This is a genomic window from Aurantiacibacter sp. D1-12 (assembly GCF_028858515.1).
In the GTDB taxonomy this organism is placed as follows: domain Bacteria; phylum Pseudomonadota; class Alphaproteobacteria; order Sphingomonadales; family Sphingomonadaceae; genus Alteraurantiacibacter.
In genome coordinates this window covers 279,584-299,369 of sequence record NZ_JAPJZJ010000001.1, presented here as the reverse complement: position 1 = coordinate 299,369, position 19,786 = coordinate 279,584, and the positions used below count along the sequence as shown (strand labels likewise).

Sequence of the window (19,786 nt, the reverse complement as noted above, 5' to 3'; positions counted from 1 at the left end):
CGGCAGACAGGCCCTCTATGGGCATTGCCGCATCATCCGCATTGCGTGACGAAAACGCTGCCGACGGGCCTGCCTATGGCAGCCTGGAGACGCTTGGCGGCCCCAAAAAGCTCAAGAAAAAGCCCGTTCTCGTGCTTGATCCGGAGGAGCTGGAAAAGGCGCATGCCATGTTCCACGAGGCCTCTGCCGATCTGCTCGGCGAAGAGGTGGAACGCGCTCCCAAGCCTGCGATGATCCTTGGCCTCGCGCCGATGGAAGATGACGATCCCGATGAACTGGGACAGTCGGACGAGATCGAGGACGATGGTGACGACAGTCAGCCGGACGCCGAAGCCGTTCTCAGCCTGACACGGCGCAAGGCCGCTCCTGTTATCGATCAGAGCGGTCTTGGCCTGGACGATATAGACATGAACGCCAAAGGCTTTGGCGATTACGGCTATGCCGATCCCGATGGCCCCGAGCAGGACGATATCGACCTCGAAAACCGGATCTTCCCGTCGCTGCCGATCCAGCCGGACCTGGGCGAACAGGATGAGCCTGAGGCCGCCGAGCCTGTTGCAGCTGAAGAAATGCCTATTCCAGCTGAGGAAGAGCTGGAAGACCTGCCGGCTGACGTTGCACCTGTTGAACCGCAGGATATGGCCCCGGCTGAAACCGAGATTTCAAAGGCACCCGAGCCTGAGGTCTCAAGCATGCCAAGCGAACCGATCGAGGCGCCGCTGCCCCCGATCGAAGCGCTGCAAGACCGGATTGCGCAGCGCTATCGTGAGCAGCAGGACAATAATGCTGCCGAGACAGCAGACAATCAGCCGGAACCCGATCTCAAGCCACTTCCCGAAAGCGCGGAAGAGCTGCGTGAACGGCACAAGAAAGATTGGTTCGATCTCGATAAGGATGAAGTCGAAGCGCGCGAAATCCATGCGTGGCGGGACGAGAACTGGAGCGATGACGAAGTTATCGAGCCTCCCGTTGACGAGACCCCGGCTATTGAAGAGCCAGCTGAAGAGACACCGTCGCCCTCCGATCCGGCGACGAATACGGTCGACATTCCCCCATTCGAGGAGCGCAATCCACCACGCGATCTGTCCGCAGCAGAAGAGTTCGTCGATGAACCGCCGGAGGAACCGGCTGTCGAAGATTATGCGCCGCTGCCGAATGTCATGAGACCGCAAGACGATGACGACTTCGTCTTCGTACCAGCGAGCAAACGCATTGCCGAGCATGAAGAGGCTCCCATGGAGATCGAAGAAGAGCCGGTCTTAGTCGCCGAAGAAGACTATGCCGCGCCAGCGCCAGTCGAAGCGTCCGTCTCCGACGACAGCGTAACCTACACAGACGATGATAGCGTCGATGGCTGTGCCTTCATGCGCGATCCGCGTTCACGACGTGAAGCGATTGCGGCAACGCCCAAGGGCCGACAAAGCGCTCTTCGCGCAAAGCTGTTCCGCGAGGCCGAACTGGAAGCCCAGCGGCAGGCCGCGCGAGGCAACTCTATCGTCATGCGTTTTTGGAACTGGTTGCGCGGCCTGTTCGGCTAAGCGGTTTCAGGTAATCCGGTAAAAGTCAGCCACGCGGTCAAGCGCGAGCTTGAGCACAAGCTTGCCGCTACGTGCTGGCCAGGCGAGCGCCTTTTCCGCCACCGGAAGCGTTTCCCCTCCACACACGACCCGCCAGAGAATGTCTTGCAGGCCCTTACCCGCTTGCTGGAGCGCGCCATCGAAGCGATCCTTCGCAGCGATCTGTCGCTCGGTTGGAGTCAGCCCCGCATCGCCAGTGCTCTTCACACGCACCGGGTCCCACCGCATCGTCACATTAGGGCCAAGCTGCGATCGTTCGTAATCGGCGCGCAGGCGCTCTCCGGCATCGAACAGGCGATCTTCCAGGTGGCCGTGCGCGTGCAACCACCCGAGTGGACTCTCTCCCACGTTGACAGTGACGCTTCTACGGCGGCGTGAAACGCCTCCCTTGCGCTTCGGACCTTCGGGTGTGAGTTCGCGTTCGACCAGTTTGCGTTGCGCCATGCTTTTCCCCTTTTCGCGTGCAGGAGACTCTTGCAAAATCGAATCGGTTGTAGGAAAGCGGTTTTTGAAACCAATTCGGTTAATTGAGGGGCGATCCGCATGATCAACCGCATTCGCGATATCCGCCGCCAAAAGGGCATGACGCTGGCCGAAGTGGCCGCCGCCTGCGATCCGCAGACCACAGCGCAAACCATCGGGCGGCTGGAAACGGGAATGCGCAACCTCTCGCTCGCGTGGATGAACCGCATCGGTGCTGCGCTAGGCGTCGATCCCGAGACACTGGTGAAGGCGGAGAATGAGGAACAACCGCAGGTTATCGCCCGGCTGACCGAAGGAGGCGCGGAAAGCCTTACCAGTCCGCGCGATGCCATCCTGCCAACCGAGCTGCTCGAAGGAGGTACGCTTGTCTGTCTCGAGATCGAAAGTGGTCAGGGCGAATATCGCGCTGGGGACCAGCTGTGGATGCGGCAGGTAAAGGTCGAGGACGCAGCCAATCTGATCAACCGTGATGTCCTTGCTCCGCGTTCGGGCGGGCGGTTCGCCTTCGGGCGGCTGATTGATCGACAGGGCTCGCTTGTCGGACTTCTTCCTCCCGGCATCGGCCAACGGCAGATCGTGATCGACAATCCGGCTTGGCTCGCTGTGGCCGAGATGCTGGTACGCAAGCTCTAGGCGAACCGGCCCATGCCCCGCGTCCTCTCGCTCTCCACCCTCTTCCCCAACGCGCATACGCCGCGCTTCGGCACTTTCGTCGCGCGGCAGATGGAGGCACTCGCCGCCCGCCCCGATTGGGACGTGACAGTCATCAACCCCATCGGCGTCCCGCCCATCGCCGCTGGCCGCTATGCCCCGCTGGCGAAGGCCGCGTGTGACGGACTGGAGAACGGCGTCCAGGTCTATCGCCCACGTTTCACGCTATTTCCCAAGATCGGCGGTCGCTTCAACCCGGCTATGATCGCACGAAAGGTACTACCCCTCGCCTGGAAGCTACATGCGGAGCGGCCGTTCGACGTGCTCGATGCACAGTTCTTCTATCCTGATGGACCGGCCGTGGCCCGGATAGCACGGGAGCTTGGCCTACCCTTCAGCATAAAAGCGCGCGGGGCCGACATCTCGCACTGGGGGGAGATCGACTACAGTCGATCCGCGATGGTCGAGGCGGCAAAAAGCGCTGCGGGTGTCTTGGCCGTGAGCGAAAGGCTGCGGCTCGACATGGGTGACATCGGCTTGCCGGTGGAGAAGATCACCGTCCATTACACCGGGCTTGATCGTTCACTGTTCAGACCACTGGATCGGGATCAATGTCGCGCGCATCTGGCAGAACAGTTCGAGGTTGCGCTCGGGCCGGAGGAAAAGCTCGTTACCTCGGTCGGCGCGCTTATTCCGCGTAAGGGTCAGGCGCTCCTGATCGCCATGATCGCCGATATGCCAGACACACATCTGGCACTGGTTGGCCGCGGGGAAGACAGGGAAATGCTCGCGGCAGAGGCCAGACAGCTGGGCGTAGGCAAGCGCGTCCATTTCCTCGGCGGGCTCGATCATACCGAGCTACCCGTGGTGCTCTCCGCCAGCGATGTGATGGCGCTCAATTCGGCAAGCGAAGGCCTGGCGAATGCATGGGTGGAAGCGCTCGCCTGCGGCACTCCCGTTGTGACCACCGACGTCGGCGGAGCGCGCGAGCTGGTGCAGAGCGACACTGCCGGAAGGCTTGTACCCTACGATCCGGACTTCGATCCCGAACCCTTTGCCAAGGCCACACGTGAAGTGTTGGCCGCGAATTACGCACAGGCAGAGGTCGCCGCCAATGCCGCGCGCTTCAGCTGGGATGCCAATGCAGCGGCTTTAGCGGAATATTACTCCGGACTGATCGACTGATCAGATCTCGCCGCGGGCCTTCTTTTCCTGACGGTCCGCGATGGTTTCTTCGGGCACGAAGCTGTCCGAGGTCACACCCAGCCACACGAGGATCGGCGCGGCCATGTAGACCGAGCTGTAGGTACCGACGAAGATACCCAGCACGATTGCAGCCACCAGACCGAACAGGCTGGCGGGTCCGAAGAACAGCAGCGGCAGCAGCGCAACGAGCAGCGTCAGGCTGGTCATCACCGTACGCGCCAACGTTTCGTTCACCGACAGATCGAGCAGTTCGGGCAAAGGCATCTTGCGATACTTCTTCAGGTTCTCACGGATACGGTCATAGACAACGATGGTGTCGTTCAATGAGTAACCGATGATCGCAAGAATCGCGGCGATGATCTGGAGCGAGAATTCGAGCTGAAACAGCGCGAACATGCCCAGCGTCAGCGATACGTCATGGAACAGCGCAAACAACGCACCTACACCGAATTGCCATTCGAACCGGATCCAGATGTAGATGCTGATCGCAATCATCGCGAAGAGCAGCGCGTAGACCGATTTCTCGCGGAATTCGCCCGAGACCTTGCCCGATACCGTGTTGTTGCTGTCGACGCGGAAATCCTCGTGCGCCGTGGTCACGGTCGAGATGATTTCTTCGGCAATACGATTCGCAGCGGCAGGGTCGCCTTCCGCGCTTTCCGGCAAGCGGACGCGGATGGAGACCTGGTTCGCATCGCCAAAGCGCTGGATCACCGGCTCGCCATAGTCGAGCGTCGAAAGCGTTTCGCGCAGCTCCGCCACGGGAGCTTCGGCTTCCTGCTGGAATGTACCGGTGATTTCCTGACCGCCGGCGAAGTCCACGCCGTAGTTGAGCCCCTTGGTCATCACCAGCGCCCAGCTCGCGGCGATCAGCAGCAGGCTGACCACGTAGAACGGCACGCGCCATTTCAGGAACTTGATGTTGGTCGTTTCAGGGACAAGCTTGAGAAGTTTCATTGGTCCTGCCTCCCGCTCAAATCGTGATTTCGGTCGGACGTTTGGCTTTCAGCCATCCGGCAACCCACATGCGGGTGAGCGTCACTGCGGTAAACACGCTGGTGAACAGGCCGATGATCAGAACGACAGCAAAACCGCGAACCGGACCGGACCCGAACAGGAACAGCAGAGCACCTGCAATGAAGTTGGTGATATTGGCATCGTAAATCGCGCGGCTGGCTTCTTTATAGCCCGTTTCCACGGCGGCAACGACGCGCCGTCCTCGCCTGCGCTCTTCACGAATGCGTTCGTTGATCAGCACGTTGGCATCCACCGCCGCGCCGATGGTCAGCACGAAACCGGCAATACCCGGTAGCGTGAGCGTGGTGTTCATGAAGGCCATGATGCCAAGGATCATCAGCACGTTGAGCACCAGCGCTGCTGTCGAGTAGATGCCGAAGCGGCCGTAACTTGCGATCATCAACAGGACGACGAGCAGCGAACCGATGGCCATCGCGATGCCGCCCTTTACGATGGAGTCTCGGCCAAGGTCCGGCCCCACGGTGCGTTCCTCGATCACAGTCAGGTCAACCGGCAGCGCACCAGAGCGCAGCTGGATCGCAAGGTTGTTGGCGCTCTCAACGGTAAAGTTACCCGAGATCTGTGCTGAACCGCCCAGGATCGGTTCGTTGAAGCTCGGTGCCGAAATCACCTCATCATCGAGGATGATAGCGAAGCGACGATTAACGTTCTCGGTCGAAAGTCGCGCAAAGATCGCGCCTCCCGACGGGTCAAACTGGATGTTCACAACCGGAGCATTCGTTTCGGGTGAGAAGCCCTGCTGCGCGCCGGTGAGCGAGTCACCCTGAATACCGCCGAGGCGGTTCACCACCATCACCATGCCGGGCAATCCGGCCTCTTCCGCATAGGGCACGATTTCTGTGCCCGGGATCGGATCGGCGCGTGCGGCCTCTTCAGTCATTTCGTTCTGGCGGCTGGGGTGGACCAGCTTGAATTCGAGGTTGGCGGTCTCACCCAGCAGGTCTTTCAAGGCCTGCGGATCTTCCAGGCCAGGTACCTGCACCACGATGCGGTTGTCGCCCTGACGGATGATCGTCGGTTCGCGTGTACCAAGCGCGTCGATACGGCGGCGCACCACTTCGGTGGCGCTTTCCATCGCGTTGTCCACCGCGGTTTCGAGCCCCTGCTCGGTCTGCGTCAGCACCATGCGGTTGCCATCGAGAACCTCGAGGCTCCACTCGGCCACGATGCCGGTGCCATTGATAAAGTCGCGCAGCTCTTCCCGCGCACGATCAATATCGGACGAGTCCTGCAGCATGAAGGAGACGTTGCCGCCAAGCGTGGTCAGTTCACCAATCGCAATGCGCGGCTCGGCATCGCCCATAAGCTGGATGACAGTTTCTTCAGCCGTTTCCAGCCGCTGATCGGCCACCTGCGCCGGATCGGCTTCCAGCAGAATGTGGCTGCCACCCGCAAGGTCCAGACCCAGGTTGATCTCTGGCGAATCCTCGAGGAAATCGGGCAGCGCGGTACCCGTCAGCGAAGCAATGGAAGGCAGCGCCATCACTGCCAGCAGCAGTGTCACCGCCCAAAGCGAAATGCGCTTCCAAAGGGGAAAATCGAGCATCGCGTGCAGCCTTCGAACCTATACCTGTCAGTCGTTGGCCGGCTTGCCGCCGCCCGGAGGCAGAATGTCGCCGATGGTGGACTTTACCACCTTGATCCGCGTGCCCTGCGCAATCTCCACCTCGGCATAGTCATCATCCACCTTGGTTACCTTGCCGATGATACCGCCTGCGGTCACAACCTTGTCGTTCTTCTTGATCCCTGCGATCTTGGTCTGGTGTTCCTTGTGCCGCTTCATCTGCGGACGGAAAAGCAGGAACCAGAAGATGAGAATCATACCGACGATCGGCAGAAACTGGACCCATCCCGGAGGGGCTGCCTGGCCAGAGGCGGCCGCGAGAAAATCAAGCATGTGTGCGTTCCATTCAGGAGCGTTGAAATCAAAACGAAAAGCCGGAATACGATGCTGGCGGGAACGGCCTGAACCGCGCCTTGCCTTGTCTCCCCCGACGTGTGGGTGCCGCGCCTAGCAGCATTGCGGATAGGTGGCAATCAGAGGCCGTTTTGCAAGACGTACGACACAAGTTCTTAGGCGCTTGCTATCAAGCCCCGCCCTTTCTATAGGCGCGCTTCCACTGGTCTCGGGAAGTAGCGCAGCCTGGTAGCGCATCACACTGGGGGTGTGGGGGTCGCAGGTTCGAATCCTGTCTTCCCGACCAGTGGTTTTCACCGCAATTCGGATTGATTTCGCGCGATCTATCGTGCGAGCGCCTGATCGTTGAACAGGTGCGATATCAGATTGTAGCGGACGCCCGATGTGGTCTCCTGCACCTCGTGCAGCAATGACGATGAAAACACCATCGCCGTACCCGCTGGAACGCGATAGCCTTTCGGGCTGAATTCCTTGAACGCAACTCCGCCGCCTTCGTAATCGTCATTCAGACTCATCGATAGCGCGAAGCGCCGATGTGCACCTGCTGGGCTGGTGTTGTCACGATGGCCCATCTCAATCCCTTCACGGCGGCCGACATAGCGGGCGATGTGCAGGTCTTCACGTCGTGTTACGTCGAAAGCAAACGCCTTTTTGATCATAGGCGCCACCCGGCCAAACACCCGCTCGTCCAGAAAAGCCAGCGTGTTTTTGTCCTTGATCACCATGTCGACGCGATCCTGCCGATGGTGTTCGTAAACGGGCATCTTGTAGTTGCCCGCAATCTCGCCCGGCTGCGGTCTGCGAACCATGAAGGGCGTATCCGTCTCCACCGACTCGACCAGTTTGGCGCACTCTTCTGGTGACAGCACATTGGGCACGATAAGGACCGGCGCGTGTGGTGGACTCCAGCGCATTTCTTCAACGGCCTGTGCGTTTTCCAACAAATCCATAACTACCCTCAGCGTTGCGTCTGCATCCTCTTTCAGATCGAACCACGTCCGGATTTGCCGATATGGCGTGACCACCACCAGTCGGGCCGTCCGGTCGGTACCTTTGTGCAGACCGTAGGAAGCAAAAATGCCACCCGGAGAATCGCACACGACCGGCCATGGAAATCCAGCAGCACGTTTCATCGCCTTGTTCTGCGCAGCATCGCTCGATGCGCTGACGGCGATGACTGTTGCATTGGCCGCATCGAGCCGCGTCTCAAGTCCGGCGAGCGACTCCAGCAGTGCTGCCGTCTGGGTAGCGTGCGGATCGCTCAATAAAGCCAGCAGGATAAAGCGGCCCGAAAGATGATCGTCGGCCAGATTCAGGCTGCGACCTTCCTCATCCTTCGTATCGAACGGCGTCGCCAGTCCACCCGGCCACAATTCCTGAACGTATGGGCGGATAGACGGCGCAGAAATGTCGTAAGAAGGACGGTGGTCGGCCATCGGCGCACCCTAGGCACCTCCGTCAGCGAGCAAAAGGGGAATTTGCAGGATTATCTAGCGCAGACGACCCTTTCCTACAGCATTCGCCTTCCTCCACGCCCGTCTGCGAATCCAACCGCAACGGAGCACCCCCTATGGCAATTCTTGAATCCCTGATCGGCCCGATCGCAAGCATCATCGACAAGATCATTCCCGACAAAGAGGCGCGCGAGCGAGCCAAGCTGGAGCTGATCAAGCTCGAAGGAACGCAGGATATGGCGATGATCGAAGCGCGGCTGTCAGCAATTATCGCCGAGGCGAACAGTCACGATCCGTGGACTAGCCGCGCGCGGCCGAGCTTCCTTTATGTCATGTACACGATGATCCTGTTCGCCCTGCCGATGGGCGTGCTGGCCGCGTTCAACCCGGTGATCGCGCGCGATATCGGCACGGGCATGAATGCCTATCTCGGCGGCCTTCCCGAGCCGCTCTACGCGCTATTTGGCACCGGCTATCTCGGCTACACCGCCGCGCGCCAGTGGGGCAAAGTGAAGGGCGTGGAGAAATAGCCTCAGGACACTATCACACCTGTCACACCCCTGCCCGCAAAAGACCCGACAAAAGCATGCGTTTGCCCTTTGCCCTGCCCCGCATCAGCGGCTAAGGGCAGCGCATGACTGACACAGTATTCGTATTGAACGGCCCGAACCTCAACCTCCTCGGCGTGCGCGAGCCCGAAGTCTATGGCGCGGAAACGCTCGATGATCTTGCCACGCGGTGCGAGGAAAAGGCCAAGGCGCTCGGACTCGAAGTCGAAATGCGCCAGTCCAATCATGAAGGCCACCTGTGTGACTGGATGCACGAAGCCCAGGCCGATGGTGCCAAGGCGATCATCCTGAACGCCGGCGCCCTCACCCACACCAGCCTGGCGCTCTACGATGCGATCCGCGCGATACGTACTCCGGTGATCGAAGTGCACATCTCCAACCCCGCTGCGCGCGAGGCCTATCGCCACAAGAGCTATGTCGCGATGGGAGCTGTCGGCTCTATCTCTGGCTTTGGTGCATACGGATACGAGATGGCACTGGACGCCGCCGCAAAACTGTAAAATCGAGTGGGGTCGAAAACCCGCGCAAAGCCTTGCTTTGGCCTCAAAGCGGGTCTAGCCCCCACGCCACTCACATTCACAATGCATTGGGGATTGCATGCCCGAGAAGAAGGGAAGCGCCGCTAGCAAAAGCGGCATGACTGTTGATCCGAAGCTGGTTCGCGAACTGGCCGAGATGTTGGCCGACACCGGCCTCACCGAAATCGAGCTGGAAGAAGGCAACAAGCGCATCCGAGTGGCGCGCAATGTAACCGCTGCAGCGGCGCCTGCCCCGGCAGCGGTGGCCGCCCCTCCTGCAGCGGCTCCGGCAGCAGCAGCCCCGGCGCCTGCGGCAGAGGCTCCGGCCGATGCTGGCGACAGCTCGGACGCCGCCAATGCGGTAAAATCGCCGATGGTGGGCACTGCCTATCTCGCTCCCGAACCTGGCGCGCCTAACTTCGTGTCGGTCGGTGACAGCGTGAAGAAGGGTGACACTCTGTTGATCGTAGAGGCCATGAAGGTCATGAATCCTATCACCGCGCCCGCCGATGGCAAGGTGCAGCAGTTACTCGTCGAGAACGGCTCTCCGGTCGAGTTCGACCAGCCGCTCGTCGTCGTCGCCTGAGGGGGCTGCTGACCACATGGGCATTTCGCGCATACTAATCGCCAATCGCGGGGAGATTGCCCTGCGCATCCACCGCGCGGCGCATGAAATGGGCATTGAAACAGTCGCGGTGCACTCCACTGCCGATGCCGATGCCATGCACGTGCGGCTGGCTGACCATGCCATCTGCATCGGCCCGCCCGCCGCGAGCGAGAGCTATCTCAACATCGCCGCGATCATCTCGGCGGCCGAGATCAGCGATGCTGATGCGATCCACCCGGGATACGGATTCCTGTCCGAGAACGCCCACTTCGCAGACGTGGTAGAAGCGCACGACATCAAGTGGATCGGCCCCAAGCCCGAACATATCCGCACCATGGGTGACAAGGTCGCCGCCAAGCAGACCGCCGGCGCGCTCGGCCTCCCGCTAGTACCGGGTTCGGACGGCGCGATCTCCGACTTCGACGACATGCGCCGGATTGCGGACGAGATCGGCTATCCAGTCATCGCCAAGGCTGCAGCCGGCGGTGGCGGACGCGGGATGCAGGTCATTCCCGATGCGGAATCGATGGAACCGCTGGTGAAGCGCGCCATGAGCGAGGCAAAGGCCGCGTTTGGTGACGACACCATGTACCTCGAAAAGTACCTCGGCAATCCGCGGCATATCGAGTTCCAGGTCTTCGGTGACGGTAACGGGAATGCCATCCATCTGGGCGAGCGGGACTGCTCGCTCCAGCGCCGCCACCAGAAGGTGTTCGAAGAGGCCCCTTCCCCCGTGATCAACGCCGAAGAGCGCGAGCGGATGGGCAGCATCGTCTCGAAAGCTATGGCCGACATGGGTTATCGCGGTGCAGGCACGATCGAATTCCTGTGGGAAGACGGCGAGTTCTACTTTATCGAGATGAACACGCGCCTGCAGGTCGAGCATCCCGTAACCGAAGCAATCACCGGCTTCGATCTAGTGCGCGAGCAGATCCGCATCGCCGATGGCAAACCGCTCTCTGTGGCGCAGGAAGACCTGCAATTCACCGGCCACGCGATCGAGTGCCGCATCAATGCGGAGGACCCGTTCAATTTCACCCCGAGCCCGGGCAAGATCAGCTATTACCACCCGGCTGGCGGCATGCACGTCCGCGTCGATAGCGGGCTCTACGCCGGCTATTCGATCCCGCCCTACTATGACAGTATGATCGCCAAACTGATCGTATACGGCCGCAACCGCGAAGGCTGCCTGATGCGCCTGCGCCGCGCGCTGGAGGAAATGGTAGTCGAAGGTGTCAAAACCTCGATCCCACTCCACCAGGAGCTTATCCACCAGCCGGACGTGATTAGCGGCGACTATACGATCAAGTGGCTTGAAGAATGGCTGGCCGCGCGCGAGGCAAAGGGCGAGTAGGCAAACCGGATTTTGCTAGCTCAAATGAAAAAGGGCGGGCCGTAGTTGGCCCGCCCTTTTCGTTTATGCTTCGCTTTCAAACGGCTCAGCCGCCCATGCCTTCGTCGAGAGCCTTGCTCACGAGCATGTTGACCGAAACACGGCGGTTCTGTGCGCGGCCGGCTGCGGTGGTGTTGTCGGCTGCCGGATCAGATTCGGCCATGCCCGTCGGCGTCATCATGCGCCACGGCGCCCAGCCGCATTCCTGCTGCAGATAGTTGACCACACCTTCAGCGCGGCGTTCGCTCAGCGCCTGATTGTATTCCTGGTTGCCGACACTGTCGGTGTAACCAACGACAATCAGCTGCGCGCCATCAACCGCTGCAGCCTCGGTCGCAAACTGGCAGAGCTCCTGCTGCGCAATCGGCGAGATATTGTGGCGGGCGGTGTCGAAATAGACATTGGTCACGCCCATGACGTTGTACTGGTCGATGTTGGCAACCCGGCCACGCAGGGCTTCTGCCGCCGCAGCGTTCTCTTCGATCGCCATTTCGTTGTTGGCGAAACGCTGTTCGGTGCCGTTGCGAACCATCTGCGCAGTTTCATAGTCGCTGGCGGAGAAACGGATCTCGCTGGCCAGCAGTCCATCTTCCCATTGAACCGTCTGCACGCTGACAGGCAAACCATTGTAGAGAGATGCGGTGGTCAGTTCCCTGCGACCAAGACCAAGGAAACCGCCGCGCGCCTTGATGTCGGTGATCGCACCAACGACAAAGCTCGTAACCGAGCCGTCTGCACTGGTGACTTCGATCTCGTTTCCTGTTCGCGACGAGATGAAACCGTCAAATTCCGGTCCCGCAGGGAGGCCCGAAAGGTCTGTCGGCAAGCTGCCATAAACATTGATATTCTGCGTCACCGGTGCCGGTTCCAGCTCCTGCGCGACAGCACTGCCGGTGGCAGGCACCGCGAGCAAAGCGAACATAGCAACGCCCGTGCGCATGTTGGAAAACGTCTTCATTACTGTACTCCTCCAGTCCCGGCAGGCCCAGTCGCGACCTGCCAAGCCATTCTCAACTCATCCCCGTCTACAGAGGGCGTGAAACGTAAATTTTGTAACACGCCGCCCCGATGAAGAGCCAAACTTCGCGTAACGATTAACGGTTCCACGCTCCTCGCCAACTAGCGTCCGCGCGAGGCGATAATGCGACGAATGGTTACAATTGGCCCCTGTGAAGAACGCGAACGAACCGGAAAACGTCAATCGAAGCTGAAGCCGGCAGCCTTTGCCTCTGCGATAACCTCTTCTCCGGTCAGACGATCATGTTCACCAGGGATCTCGCCCCAACGGACCTTTTCTTCTACGAAGATTTCACGGCCGACGGGAAGATCGCTCGCTCCGTCGAACAGGCCGGCAAGGAAACTGCGATTGCCGGTGGGCAGGAATTTGTACCAGAGGTTGCTGCCGCATTTGCTGCAGAAGGCACGCTCGGCCCATTCACTCGATTTGTAGGTGGCGATGTGTTCTTCGCCGGAAAGTTTAAACGACGCGCCTTCCAACGCCGGATAGTTTGAGCCGGTCCAATGTCTGCACATGTCGCAATGACAATACTCGACGTGATCCTTGGGATCGGACAGTGTGATCTTCACCGCGCCACAAAGGCAATGGCCTTGCAACTGCTCGCCGCTCATCCCAGCGGCACTCCCGGTTCGTATTTCGCAGTGCGGATCGTCAGCGAAGTTTTCACGCTCGCCACGTTGGGTGCAGGGGTCAACTTGCTGGTAAGGAATTCCTGGAAGCTTTGAAGATCACGGCTGACGATCTTCAGGATGAAGTCGATTTCGCCGTTGAGCATGTGGCACTCCCGCACTTCGGGGAGCAGGTTGATATGCTCTTCGAACGCTTTCAGGTCTTCCTCTGCCTGGCTGCGCAGTGAAACCATGGCAAACACGGTGATCGCAAAACCCAGTTTGGAAGCGTTCAAGTCAGCGTGATAGCCGCGGATGACGCCCTCGTCTTCGAGCGCGCGAACCCGCCGCAAACATGGCGGTGCGGTCAGTCCGACGCGCCGCGCCAGATCCACGTTGGTTACCCGCCCCTCTGCCTGCAGCTCCGCAAGCAATTTGCGATCAATCGAATCGAGCGTCGACATCAGTCAGCCCCCATGTGAATCTTACACGTGCTTTTCGTGCAACCTGCTTACCGAAGCAGGCAATATCCGGCACGTAATACAACAACTGTCGGAACAATTGTTGTGTATGAACGCAATTGTCCCTTTTTGCAACGCGCTGCGCTGTGTGCATGTGCCTGCGGCGTACTCCCGCTAAGGCGAGGTAGGAATTCCTTAACCTTCGCCAAGCTGGAGTCTGAATGCAGTTCGATGATCGCCTTGCCACTGTGCTGCGCATGCGCACGGACAGCGAAGGCGGATTGCGCACGCAATTCAGGCAGTTACTTGACCTGTTGGGAACATCCCGCGAGGAAACCGACAGCCCACTGGCTGACGAAGCCTATGCCCGGTTGGGCGAGATCATGGAGAAATTGCCGCAGGAAGAGCAGTCGCGAATCCTGCGCGAACCGGGCCTGAGGCTACGCAACAGCGAGCTGGTGGCCTTTTTAGCGGATGGAAATGCGAAGCCCGCTGCCTCCGCAATGGCGACCGCGAGACTCACCGAGGCGCAATGGCTGGAGCTTATTCCGACGCTGCCCGTGAATGCGCGCGGCTTCCTGCGGCACCGCAGGGACCTGTCCACTGAAGTGAAGGCGCTGCTGTCTCGACTGGGCGTGCAGGATCTGGTGCTGCCTGATCCGCTGGTTCAAGACCCGACACTGGCCCCTGCTCCCGCACCGTCTCAGGCTGCCTCGCCGATCGAAGCGGCACCTGTTCCGGTGGAAGCAAAGGAAGACGAAGGCATTGGCGCCCTGTTGCGCCGGATCGAACAGTTCCGGGAGGATCGCCGCACCCGCCCCGTTGCACCGCGATTGCCGCTTGGCGAAGACGATATCCAGCACACCCCGCTCCTTGGCTTCGAATTCGCCAGCGATGCGTCAGGCGCTGTAACCTGGGCGAGCGGACCGATTGCTCCGCTGGTCGTTGGCCTGATGCTGACATCACCGCGCCCCGGCATGCTGGTGGAAATGGGCGAGCCAACTGCGCGCGATCTTGCAGACCGGCAACCCGTCCATTCTGCACCCGTCACTCTTGACGCCGCGCCGGAAATCAGCGGTGATTGGCGGCTGGATGCGGCTCCGCTGTTCGATCCACTCAACGGGCGTTTCAACGGCTATCGCGGGTGTCTGCGCCGCCCGGTGATTGCACAGTCAGAATCGGAGCAGGACAGCGCCGGAGACCAGATGCGGCAGGTCCTGCACGAATTGCGTACGCCGGTGAACGCCATCCAGGGGTTTGCCGAAATCATCCAGCAGCAGTTGTTCGGCCCTGCCCCACACGAATACCGCGCCCATGCCGCAGGAATCTCGGTCGACGCGGCCAAGTTGCTTGCAGCGTTCGACGAGGTGGACCGGCTGGTGAAACTTGATTCCGGTGCCATGCATCTGGAAGATGGCGAAACCGACATGCGCAGCGTGGTCGCGGAAACGACACAACGGTTGCAGGGAGTGCTGCGCCCGCGCAACGCCGGGTTCGATCTACGCGTGAAAGGATCGCCGTTCGACGTTGCGATGGCTCGTCCGGAAGCGATGGCGCTGTGCTGGCGTATTCTGGCAACAGCTGCAGGCGCGCTCGGCCCCGGAGAGCAGATCGCCTTGCGCCTGTCCGGCAATGGCAAACGTGTAAAACTGCGCCTGAAAGTACCGCAATCGCTGCTTGTAAAATCCGCTACTGGCCAACGCCCATCTGGCGATCCCGCGCGCGAGAGGGCACTTAGTGCAGGTATGTTCGGACCCGACTTCGCCTTCAAACTGGCGCAAGCCGAAGCCGAAGCGACAGGCGGGACTCTTAAATGTAAAAAAGATCGTGTAACACTCTTGCTTCCTGCCTTGACCGCCACAGCCGGTGACCATAGCGCGGGTTCGGGACGCACAGGCGATTCAAAGACCGCCTAACAGGGGAGAAGACGTGCCGATGCGGAGCTTGCTCGATCCGCCACCGGTTAGCAGCCATGCGCGGTTTCGCGACCGCATTCCCCGCTGCTTGCTCACGGTCGATACAGAAGAAGAGTTCGATTGGAACAAGCCGCTTTCGCGGGACACGCATGGCGTCGACCACGTGGGCAGGTTGTCTAAGTTCCAGGAGTTTTGCGAACGCCAGGGTATCGTCCCGATCTACCTGGTCGATTGGCCCATCGCCAATTCCAAACTGGCTCGCGAGATACTCTGTGCGCCCTTGGCGGATGGCCGTGCCGAAATCGGTGTCCAGCTGCATCCGTGGGTCAATCCGCCCTATGATGAAGATGTGACGCAGACCAATTCCTTCGCCGGCAATCTGCCGCGCGAGCTCGAAAGAGCAAAGCTCACCAAACTGCGTGACGCGATTGAAGACAATTTCGGGATTGCACCGCTGATCTATCGTGCAGGTCGCTACGGAGCCGGAGCGAACACCGCCGAACTGCTGGCAGAGCAAGGTATCGCCGTTGACAGCTCGGTTCGGCCGAAGTTCGACTATTCTTCTGCCGGCGGGCCGGACTATCGCGGGTTTCCCATCCATCCGTACTGGGTGGACGATGAGCACACCTTGCTCGAACTCCCACTTACTTCAACCTTCTGGGGGATGCTGCGGCACCAGGGCGATTTCATTTACCCCCGGCTCTGGCGGATGCCTTCTATGCGCGGCGTCTTGTCCAAACTCGGCATGCTCGAACGCGTACCACTCACGCCCGAAGGGGTGAGCGTAGAAGAGGCTATTCGCGGGATCGATATGGCGCTGGATGACGGGGCCCCGCTGCTGGTCTTTTCATTCCACAGTCCGTCGTTGCGCCCGGGCGATACGCCTTATGTGCGCACCGAAAACGATCTCGACAATCTGTACGACTGGTGGCGCCGCGTGCTCGCCTATCTACGTCAGCGAGGGGTCAAATCGTCGAGCGTGAAAGACGTGATGCTATCCATCGAAAGATAGATCTGCTCTTGGGCCTCGCTTCACGTGCGAAGCTGTCTTATGCAGTACCCATAGGCTGAAAACAGCAAGTGCAGGACAGGGATGCCGAACCAGACACCACCCACACACAGGGTCACATCTTTCGAGGTAGCAGAGCGCGCCGGAGTCAATCAGTCGACTGTATCGCGTGCACTATCGGGCGACACATCCATCACTGACGCCACGCGCGAAAAAGTGCGTCAGGCCGCTGACGAACTCGGCTATCGCGTGGATTCACGCGCCGCTCGCCTTCGCAGCGGAAAGACCAGTACCATTGCCATCGTGGTCATCACCAAACCCGGCGTCGAGGCGACCGGCATCAATCCGTTTCATTACAATCTGCTTGGCAGTGTCTGCGCAGCGGCATCAGACAAAGGCTATCAGGCGCTCGTCTCTTTCCAATCCTCGTCCGAACAGTTCTACAGCGACTTTGTCGAGACGCGGCAGGCAGATGCGGTTGTTCTTATCGGGACGAGCACCAATGACGCCGCCTGGGCGCATCATCATGCCATTCTGAACCGCGAAGACGTCGCTTGCTGGGGCTCTCCCTATGTCGACCATCGCCGCGTCGATTCGGACAATCGTGAAGGTGCGCGCGTCGCTGTTCAGCGATTACTGGACGGCGGCAACCACAAGATAGCCTTCATCGGCGACACCCGGGAATCCCAACCACAATTCCGCGAACGGTACGATGCCTATTGTACGCTGGCTGACGAGCTTGGTTTTGAAAGCGGTCCTGCCATTTTCGAAGAAGGTGAAACCCGCGCCGCGCAAGGCCGCCGTTCAGCGCGCAGCCTGATTGAAAGCGGGCGCAAGTTCGACGGCATTTTCTGCTCGTGCGATGCGATGGCTTTCGGCGTGCTCGAAGTTCTGCGCGAGAAAGGCCTCGCGGTTCCAGACGATGTCAGTGTGATTGGTTTCGACGGGCTCGGCAGTGGCGCACATTCCAGCCCGCCACTCACGACAATCGAGCCGGACTTCGCCCGCGCAGGCGTTTTGCTGGTCGAATTTGCTCTCGGCGAAACCGCAGAAGGCACGCGCCCTCGCGCGCCGGTGCGATTGGTAGAACGGCAAAGCGTGAAGAAGCCGGGATAGGCGAAGGGCTAATTGGGTCTCGCCCTTCGCTATCACGGTTGTGCCTCCAAAAATTTGGAAGCTGGTCGGGGAGACAGGATTTGAACCTGCGACCCCCTGTACCCAAAACAGGTGCGCTACCAGGCTGCGCCACTCCCCGGACCGCAGAGGCCCCTAGATTTTGCTCCGCACTGGTGCAAGTCCTAAAAGCGCAATCCGCAGGGTAAAACGCAAATCCCTACGTATTTTCCCTTATTCCAATGCCTCCGCTTTGGACATGCATGGCCGCGTACTCCCCGGGCAAAGCCGCTTAGGCCGCGCCCATGCTTATCCCCATCATCGCTTCCGCCCTCACTCTCACTGCCGCGCCCGTCAGCGGTTGCACTGTCACCGATGGTGATACGATCCGCTGTGGTGACGAACGCATCCGCATTACCGGCATCGACGCACCCGAAACGCGGGCCTGCCGCGCGGGCAGGCGCTGCGTGGAAGGGGACGGGCACGCTTCTACGCGCACGATGGAGGCAATCGTCGAAGGCGCGGATCTGACCATCATCCGGCTGGGAGAGGATCGCTACGGCAGAACGCTCGGCGTTGTTTACGCAAGCGGCACCAACGTCGCCTGCGCACAGCTCGCAGCCGGGCAGGCGTGGTATGTCGAACGGTGGGATGATGACGGACTGGTGGCAGCAGACTGCCCCGCCCTCGCCGCATCGCGGTCTGTCTGAGATCACACGAAAGGAGTGGTGGGCCCGGCAGGACTCGAACCCGCGACCTAGCCGTTATGAGCGGCCAGCTCTAACCAACTGAGCTACAGGCCCCAACCATCCCTTCGTGCGGAGCTGCCCCTAATGGGTGCTGCGCCGCTCGGCAAGCGGTCTCAATCGCCCAGCAACGGTTCTGCGCCAAGGAAGCTGCCCTGATGGTTCGCCAGAACGCGTGTGACCGCGCTCCATACCGCGACATTTTGCGCCAGCTCGCCCGGATCGACCTTGTCGAGCGTATCGTTGGCGGTGTGGTGCAGATCGAAATAGCGGCTACCATCCTGCTGCAGGTCGATAATCGCCCCACCCTGATCGCGCACGATATTCAGGTCTGCACCGCCGGTCGCGGTGATCTGCGGCGCCGGGAGAACGCCATAGCGCATCGTTGCATCGGCAAGCTGCTGGAACAGCGCCGGGTTGCTACGGCTGAAATTCGTCTCCAGGCGCCAGATAAGGCCCGCTCCAAAATCGCTTTCCAGACCCACGCCGATTTCCTCGCCTGCATGGGCTTCGGAATAGGCGCGGCTGCCCCAGAGGCCGGTTTCCTCGGCTCCCGCAAACAGCACACGGATGGTGCGGAGCGGCTGGCCACCCTCGGCAGCATGGAGCGCGGCCGAAGCAGCAATTGCACAGCCTGAGGCATCGTCAATCGCGCCCGTGCCATTGTCCCAACTGTCGAGGTGGCATGCGAGCAGGACCGGCGGCAACGAAGGATCGCGCCCGACAATTTCTCCCACCACATTGCCGCTCTGCGTCATGCCAAGAAACTGCGGCGTCAGCACCAGCTCCATCGTCAGCGTCTCGCCGCGCTCGATCAGACGCTCGACATTGTCGGCATCTGGATTGCTCAGTGCAGCGGCGGGAATGGGCGTAACGCCATCGGGCCAGCTGGTTGCGCCGGTATGCGGCAGGCGGTCATTATCGGTGCCGATGGAGCGGATCACGATGGCCGCAGCACCCTTTTGCGCAGCAATGCCCGGTCCCTGACGGCGCGGCGAGCCGAACAGGCCGTAATGCGATCCATCCTGTGCTGCGCGCATCGGGTTGCCGATGTAGACAATGCGGCCTTCCACTTCGCTGCGGTCTGCTTCGCGCAGGTCTGCGACCGTTTCGAAATGGACAATCCCTGCGGTGATGCCCTCAGCTGGCGTCGCGCCGCTATAGCCCAGCGCTGTGAGGATCAGTGGCTGCGCGCCCGCGCCGATCAGCCGCGCGCGTTCTTCCCCGCGAACCCAGGTGTTATGCATGAAAGGCTCGTCCGCAACGTTCTGGAAGCCGTGCCTGCGCAGCCAATCTATCGCCCAGATGCGACCCCGCGTTTCATCTTCCGTACCGGCAAGTCGCGGACCGACTTCGGTGGTGATGCCTTCCAGAAAATCCCATGCCACTTCATCATGCGCGCCGGGTTCCAGCGAATAACGATGGTCGTAGCGCTGGGCAGCGGCACTGGTGGGAATGGCAAGCGAAAGCGCGGCGAGCGCAAGGATGGTCTTGTTCATGG

At 60.5% G+C, this 19,786-nt stretch carries 20 protein-coding genes and 3 tRNA genes; 12 read left to right on the top strand and 11 right to left on the bottom strand.

Going from position 1 to position 19,786, the window contains the following annotated elements; translation table 11 throughout:
• The first annotated feature begins 17 nt into the window (after positions 1 to 17).
• Positions 18 to 1,538: a hypothetical protein gene (locus OOZ52_RS01570; RefSeq protein WP_274696727.1), complete on the top strand. Its 1,521-nt coding sequence runs from the start codon at positions 18 to 20 to the stop codon at positions 1,536 to 1,538.
• 6 nt (positions 1,539 to 1,544) lie between these two features.
• Here OOZ52_RS01570 and OOZ52_RS01565 read toward each other — a convergent pair whose 3' ends face one another.
• Entirely contained in the window at positions 1,545 to 2,021 is a 477-nt protein-coding gene (locus tag OOZ52_RS01565) for a DUF6456 domain-containing protein (RefSeq protein WP_274696726.1), read from the bottom strand.
• A 99-nt stretch (positions 2,022 to 2,120) separates the two neighbouring features.
• Between OOZ52_RS01565 and OOZ52_RS01560 the strand changes: the two genes are divergently transcribed.
• Together OOZ52_RS01560 and OOZ52_RS01555 are read left to right on the top strand one after the other, a co-directional pair.
• Complete coding sequence (locus OOZ52_RS01560) at positions 2,121 to 2,693, top strand: helix-turn-helix domain-containing protein (protein WP_274696725.1); 573 nt, start codon at positions 2,121 to 2,123, stop codon at positions 2,691 to 2,693.
• A gap of 12 nt (positions 2,694 to 2,705) precedes the next feature.
• On the top strand, positions 2,706 to 3,896 hold the full coding sequence (locus OOZ52_RS01555) for a glycosyltransferase (protein ID WP_274696724.1): 1,191 nt from the start codon (positions 2,706 to 2,708) through the stop codon (positions 3,894 to 3,896).
• On the opposite strand, the gene secF is transcribed toward OOZ52_RS01555, so the two are convergent.
• From secF to yajC, 3 genes are read right to left on the bottom strand one after another with little or no spacing between them, the layout of a single operon-like run.
• Positions 3,897 to 4,874: a protein translocase subunit SecF gene (gene secF / locus OOZ52_RS01550; protein WP_274696723.1), complete on the bottom strand. Its 978-nt coding sequence runs from the start codon at positions 4,872 to 4,874 to the stop codon at positions 3,897 to 3,899.
• A gap of 16 nt (positions 4,875 to 4,890) precedes the next feature.
• Complete coding sequence (gene secD, locus OOZ52_RS01545; RefSeq protein ID WP_274696722.1) at positions 4,891 to 6,501, bottom strand: protein translocase subunit SecD; 1,611 nt, start codon at positions 6,499 to 6,501, stop codon at positions 4,891 to 4,893.
• A 27-nt stretch (positions 6,502 to 6,528) separates the two neighbouring features.
• Complete coding sequence (gene yajC / locus OOZ52_RS01540) at positions 6,529 to 6,852, bottom strand: preprotein translocase subunit YajC (protein ID WP_274696721.1); 324 nt, start codon at positions 6,850 to 6,852, stop codon at positions 6,529 to 6,531.
• A gap of 230 nt (positions 6,853 to 7,082) precedes the next feature.
• On the opposite strand from yajC, the gene OOZ52_RS01535 reads away from it, so the two are divergent.
• Positions 7,083 to 7,159 (top strand) — tRNA-Pro (locus OOZ52_RS01535).
• 37 nt (positions 7,160 to 7,196) lie between these two features.
• Here OOZ52_RS01535 and OOZ52_RS01530 read toward each other — a convergent pair.
• Positions 7,197 to 8,309 carry a redoxin domain-containing protein gene (locus OOZ52_RS01530; protein ID WP_274696720.1) on the bottom strand — a complete coding sequence of 371 codons (1,113 nt, stop codon included), beginning with the start codon at positions 8,307 to 8,309 and terminating at the stop codon, positions 7,197 to 7,199.
• Between the two features lie 134 nt (positions 8,310 to 8,443).
• Here OOZ52_RS01530 and OOZ52_RS01525 point away from each other — a divergent pair, with 134 nt between their 5' ends.
• The 4 genes from OOZ52_RS01525 to accC all read left to right on the top strand — a co-directional run bounded on the left by OOZ52_RS01525 (position 8,444) and on the right by accC (position 11,375).
• Positions 8,444 to 8,857 carry a holin family protein gene (locus OOZ52_RS01525; RefSeq protein WP_274696719.1) on the top strand — a complete coding sequence of 138 codons (414 nt, stop codon included), beginning with the start codon at positions 8,444 to 8,446 and terminating at the stop codon, positions 8,855 to 8,857.
• A 104-nt stretch (positions 8,858 to 8,961) separates the two neighbouring features.
• Positions 8,962 to 9,396 carry a type II 3-dehydroquinate dehydratase gene (gene aroQ, locus OOZ52_RS01520; protein WP_274696718.1) on the top strand — a complete coding sequence of 145 codons (435 nt, stop codon included), beginning with the start codon at positions 8,962 to 8,964 and terminating at the stop codon, positions 9,394 to 9,396.
• A gap of 136 nt (positions 9,397 to 9,532) precedes the next feature.
• Complete coding sequence (gene accB, locus OOZ52_RS01515; protein ID WP_274696717.1) at positions 9,533 to 10,000, top strand: acetyl-CoA carboxylase biotin carboxyl carrier protein; 468 nt, start codon at positions 9,533 to 9,535, stop codon at positions 9,998 to 10,000.
• Positions 10,001 to 10,016: 16 nt separating this feature from the next.
• Positions 10,017 to 11,375 (top strand): acetyl-CoA carboxylase biotin carboxylase subunit, encoded by a 1,359-nt coding sequence (accC, locus tag OOZ52_RS01510; protein WP_274696716.1) that lies wholly within the window; start codon positions 10,017 to 10,019, stop codon positions 11,373 to 11,375.
• An 85-nt stretch (positions 11,376 to 11,460) separates the two neighbouring features.
• Here the strand turns inward: accC and OOZ52_RS01505 are convergent, their stop codons facing one another.
• From OOZ52_RS01505 to OOZ52_RS01495, 3 genes are all read right to left on the bottom strand, one after another.
• Positions 11,461 to 12,372, bottom strand: coding sequence for an OmpA family protein (locus tag OOZ52_RS01505; protein ID WP_274696715.1), 912 nt, complete (start codon positions 12,370 to 12,372; stop codon positions 11,461 to 11,463).
• Between the two features lie 239 nt (positions 12,373 to 12,611).
• Positions 12,612 to 13,043, bottom strand: a complete 432-nt coding sequence (locus tag OOZ52_RS01500; protein WP_274696714.1) for a GFA family protein — start codon at positions 13,041 to 13,043, stop codon at positions 12,612 to 12,614.
• Positions 13,040 to 13,504: an Lrp/AsnC family transcriptional regulator gene (locus OOZ52_RS01495; protein WP_274696713.1), complete on the bottom strand. Its 465-nt coding sequence runs from the start codon at positions 13,502 to 13,504 to the stop codon at positions 13,040 to 13,042. Before OOZ52_RS01495 ends, OOZ52_RS01500 begins: the two co-directional genes overlap by 4 nt.
• Positions 13,505 to 13,722: 218 nt before the next feature.
• Here OOZ52_RS01495 and OOZ52_RS01490 point away from each other — a divergent pair, with 218 nt between their 5' ends.
• The 3 genes from OOZ52_RS01490 to OOZ52_RS01480 all read left to right on the top strand — a co-directional run bounded on the left by OOZ52_RS01490 (position 13,723) and on the right by OOZ52_RS01480 (position 17,542).
• The gene (locus tag OOZ52_RS01490) at positions 13,723 to 15,417 is read left to right on the top strand and encodes a sensor histidine kinase (RefSeq protein ID WP_274696712.1); all 1,695 of its coding nucleotides are present in this window, start codon (positions 13,723 to 13,725) and stop codon (positions 15,415 to 15,417) included.
• Between the two features lie 13 nt (positions 15,418 to 15,430).
• On the top strand, positions 15,431 to 16,429 hold the full coding sequence (locus OOZ52_RS01485; RefSeq protein ID WP_274696711.1) for a polysaccharide deacetylase family protein: 999 nt from the start codon (positions 15,431 to 15,433) through the stop codon (positions 16,427 to 16,429).
• Positions 16,430 to 16,510: 81 nt separating this feature from the next.
• On the top strand, positions 16,511 to 17,542 hold the full coding sequence (locus OOZ52_RS01480; protein ID WP_274696710.1) for a LacI family DNA-binding transcriptional regulator: 1,032 nt from the start codon (positions 16,511 to 16,513) through the stop codon (positions 17,540 to 17,542).
• A gap of 62 nt (positions 17,543 to 17,604) precedes the next feature.
• Here the strand turns inward: OOZ52_RS01480 and OOZ52_RS01475 are convergent.
• Positions 17,605 to 17,681 (bottom strand) — tRNA-Pro (locus OOZ52_RS01475).
• A gap of 163 nt (positions 17,682 to 17,844) precedes the next feature.
• Between OOZ52_RS01475 and OOZ52_RS01470 the strand changes: the two genes are divergently transcribed.
• Positions 17,845 to 18,249, top strand: a complete 405-nt coding sequence (locus tag OOZ52_RS01470; RefSeq protein ID WP_274696709.1) for a thermonuclease family protein — start codon at positions 17,845 to 17,847, stop codon at positions 18,247 to 18,249.
• Positions 18,250 to 18,265: 16 nt separating this feature from the next.
• On the opposite strand, the gene OOZ52_RS01465 is transcribed toward OOZ52_RS01470, so the two are convergent.
• Together OOZ52_RS01465 and OOZ52_RS01460 are read right to left on the bottom strand one after the other, a co-directional pair.
• Positions 18,266 to 18,342, bottom strand: a tRNA-Ile gene (locus OOZ52_RS01465).
• Positions 18,343 to 18,401: 59 nt separating this feature from the next.
• Positions 18,402 to 19,784, bottom strand: a complete 1,383-nt coding sequence (locus OOZ52_RS01460) for a M20/M25/M40 family metallo-hydrolase (RefSeq protein WP_274696708.1) — start codon at positions 19,782 to 19,784, stop codon at positions 18,402 to 18,404.
• Between the last annotated feature and the right edge of the window lie 2 nt (positions 19,785 to 19,786).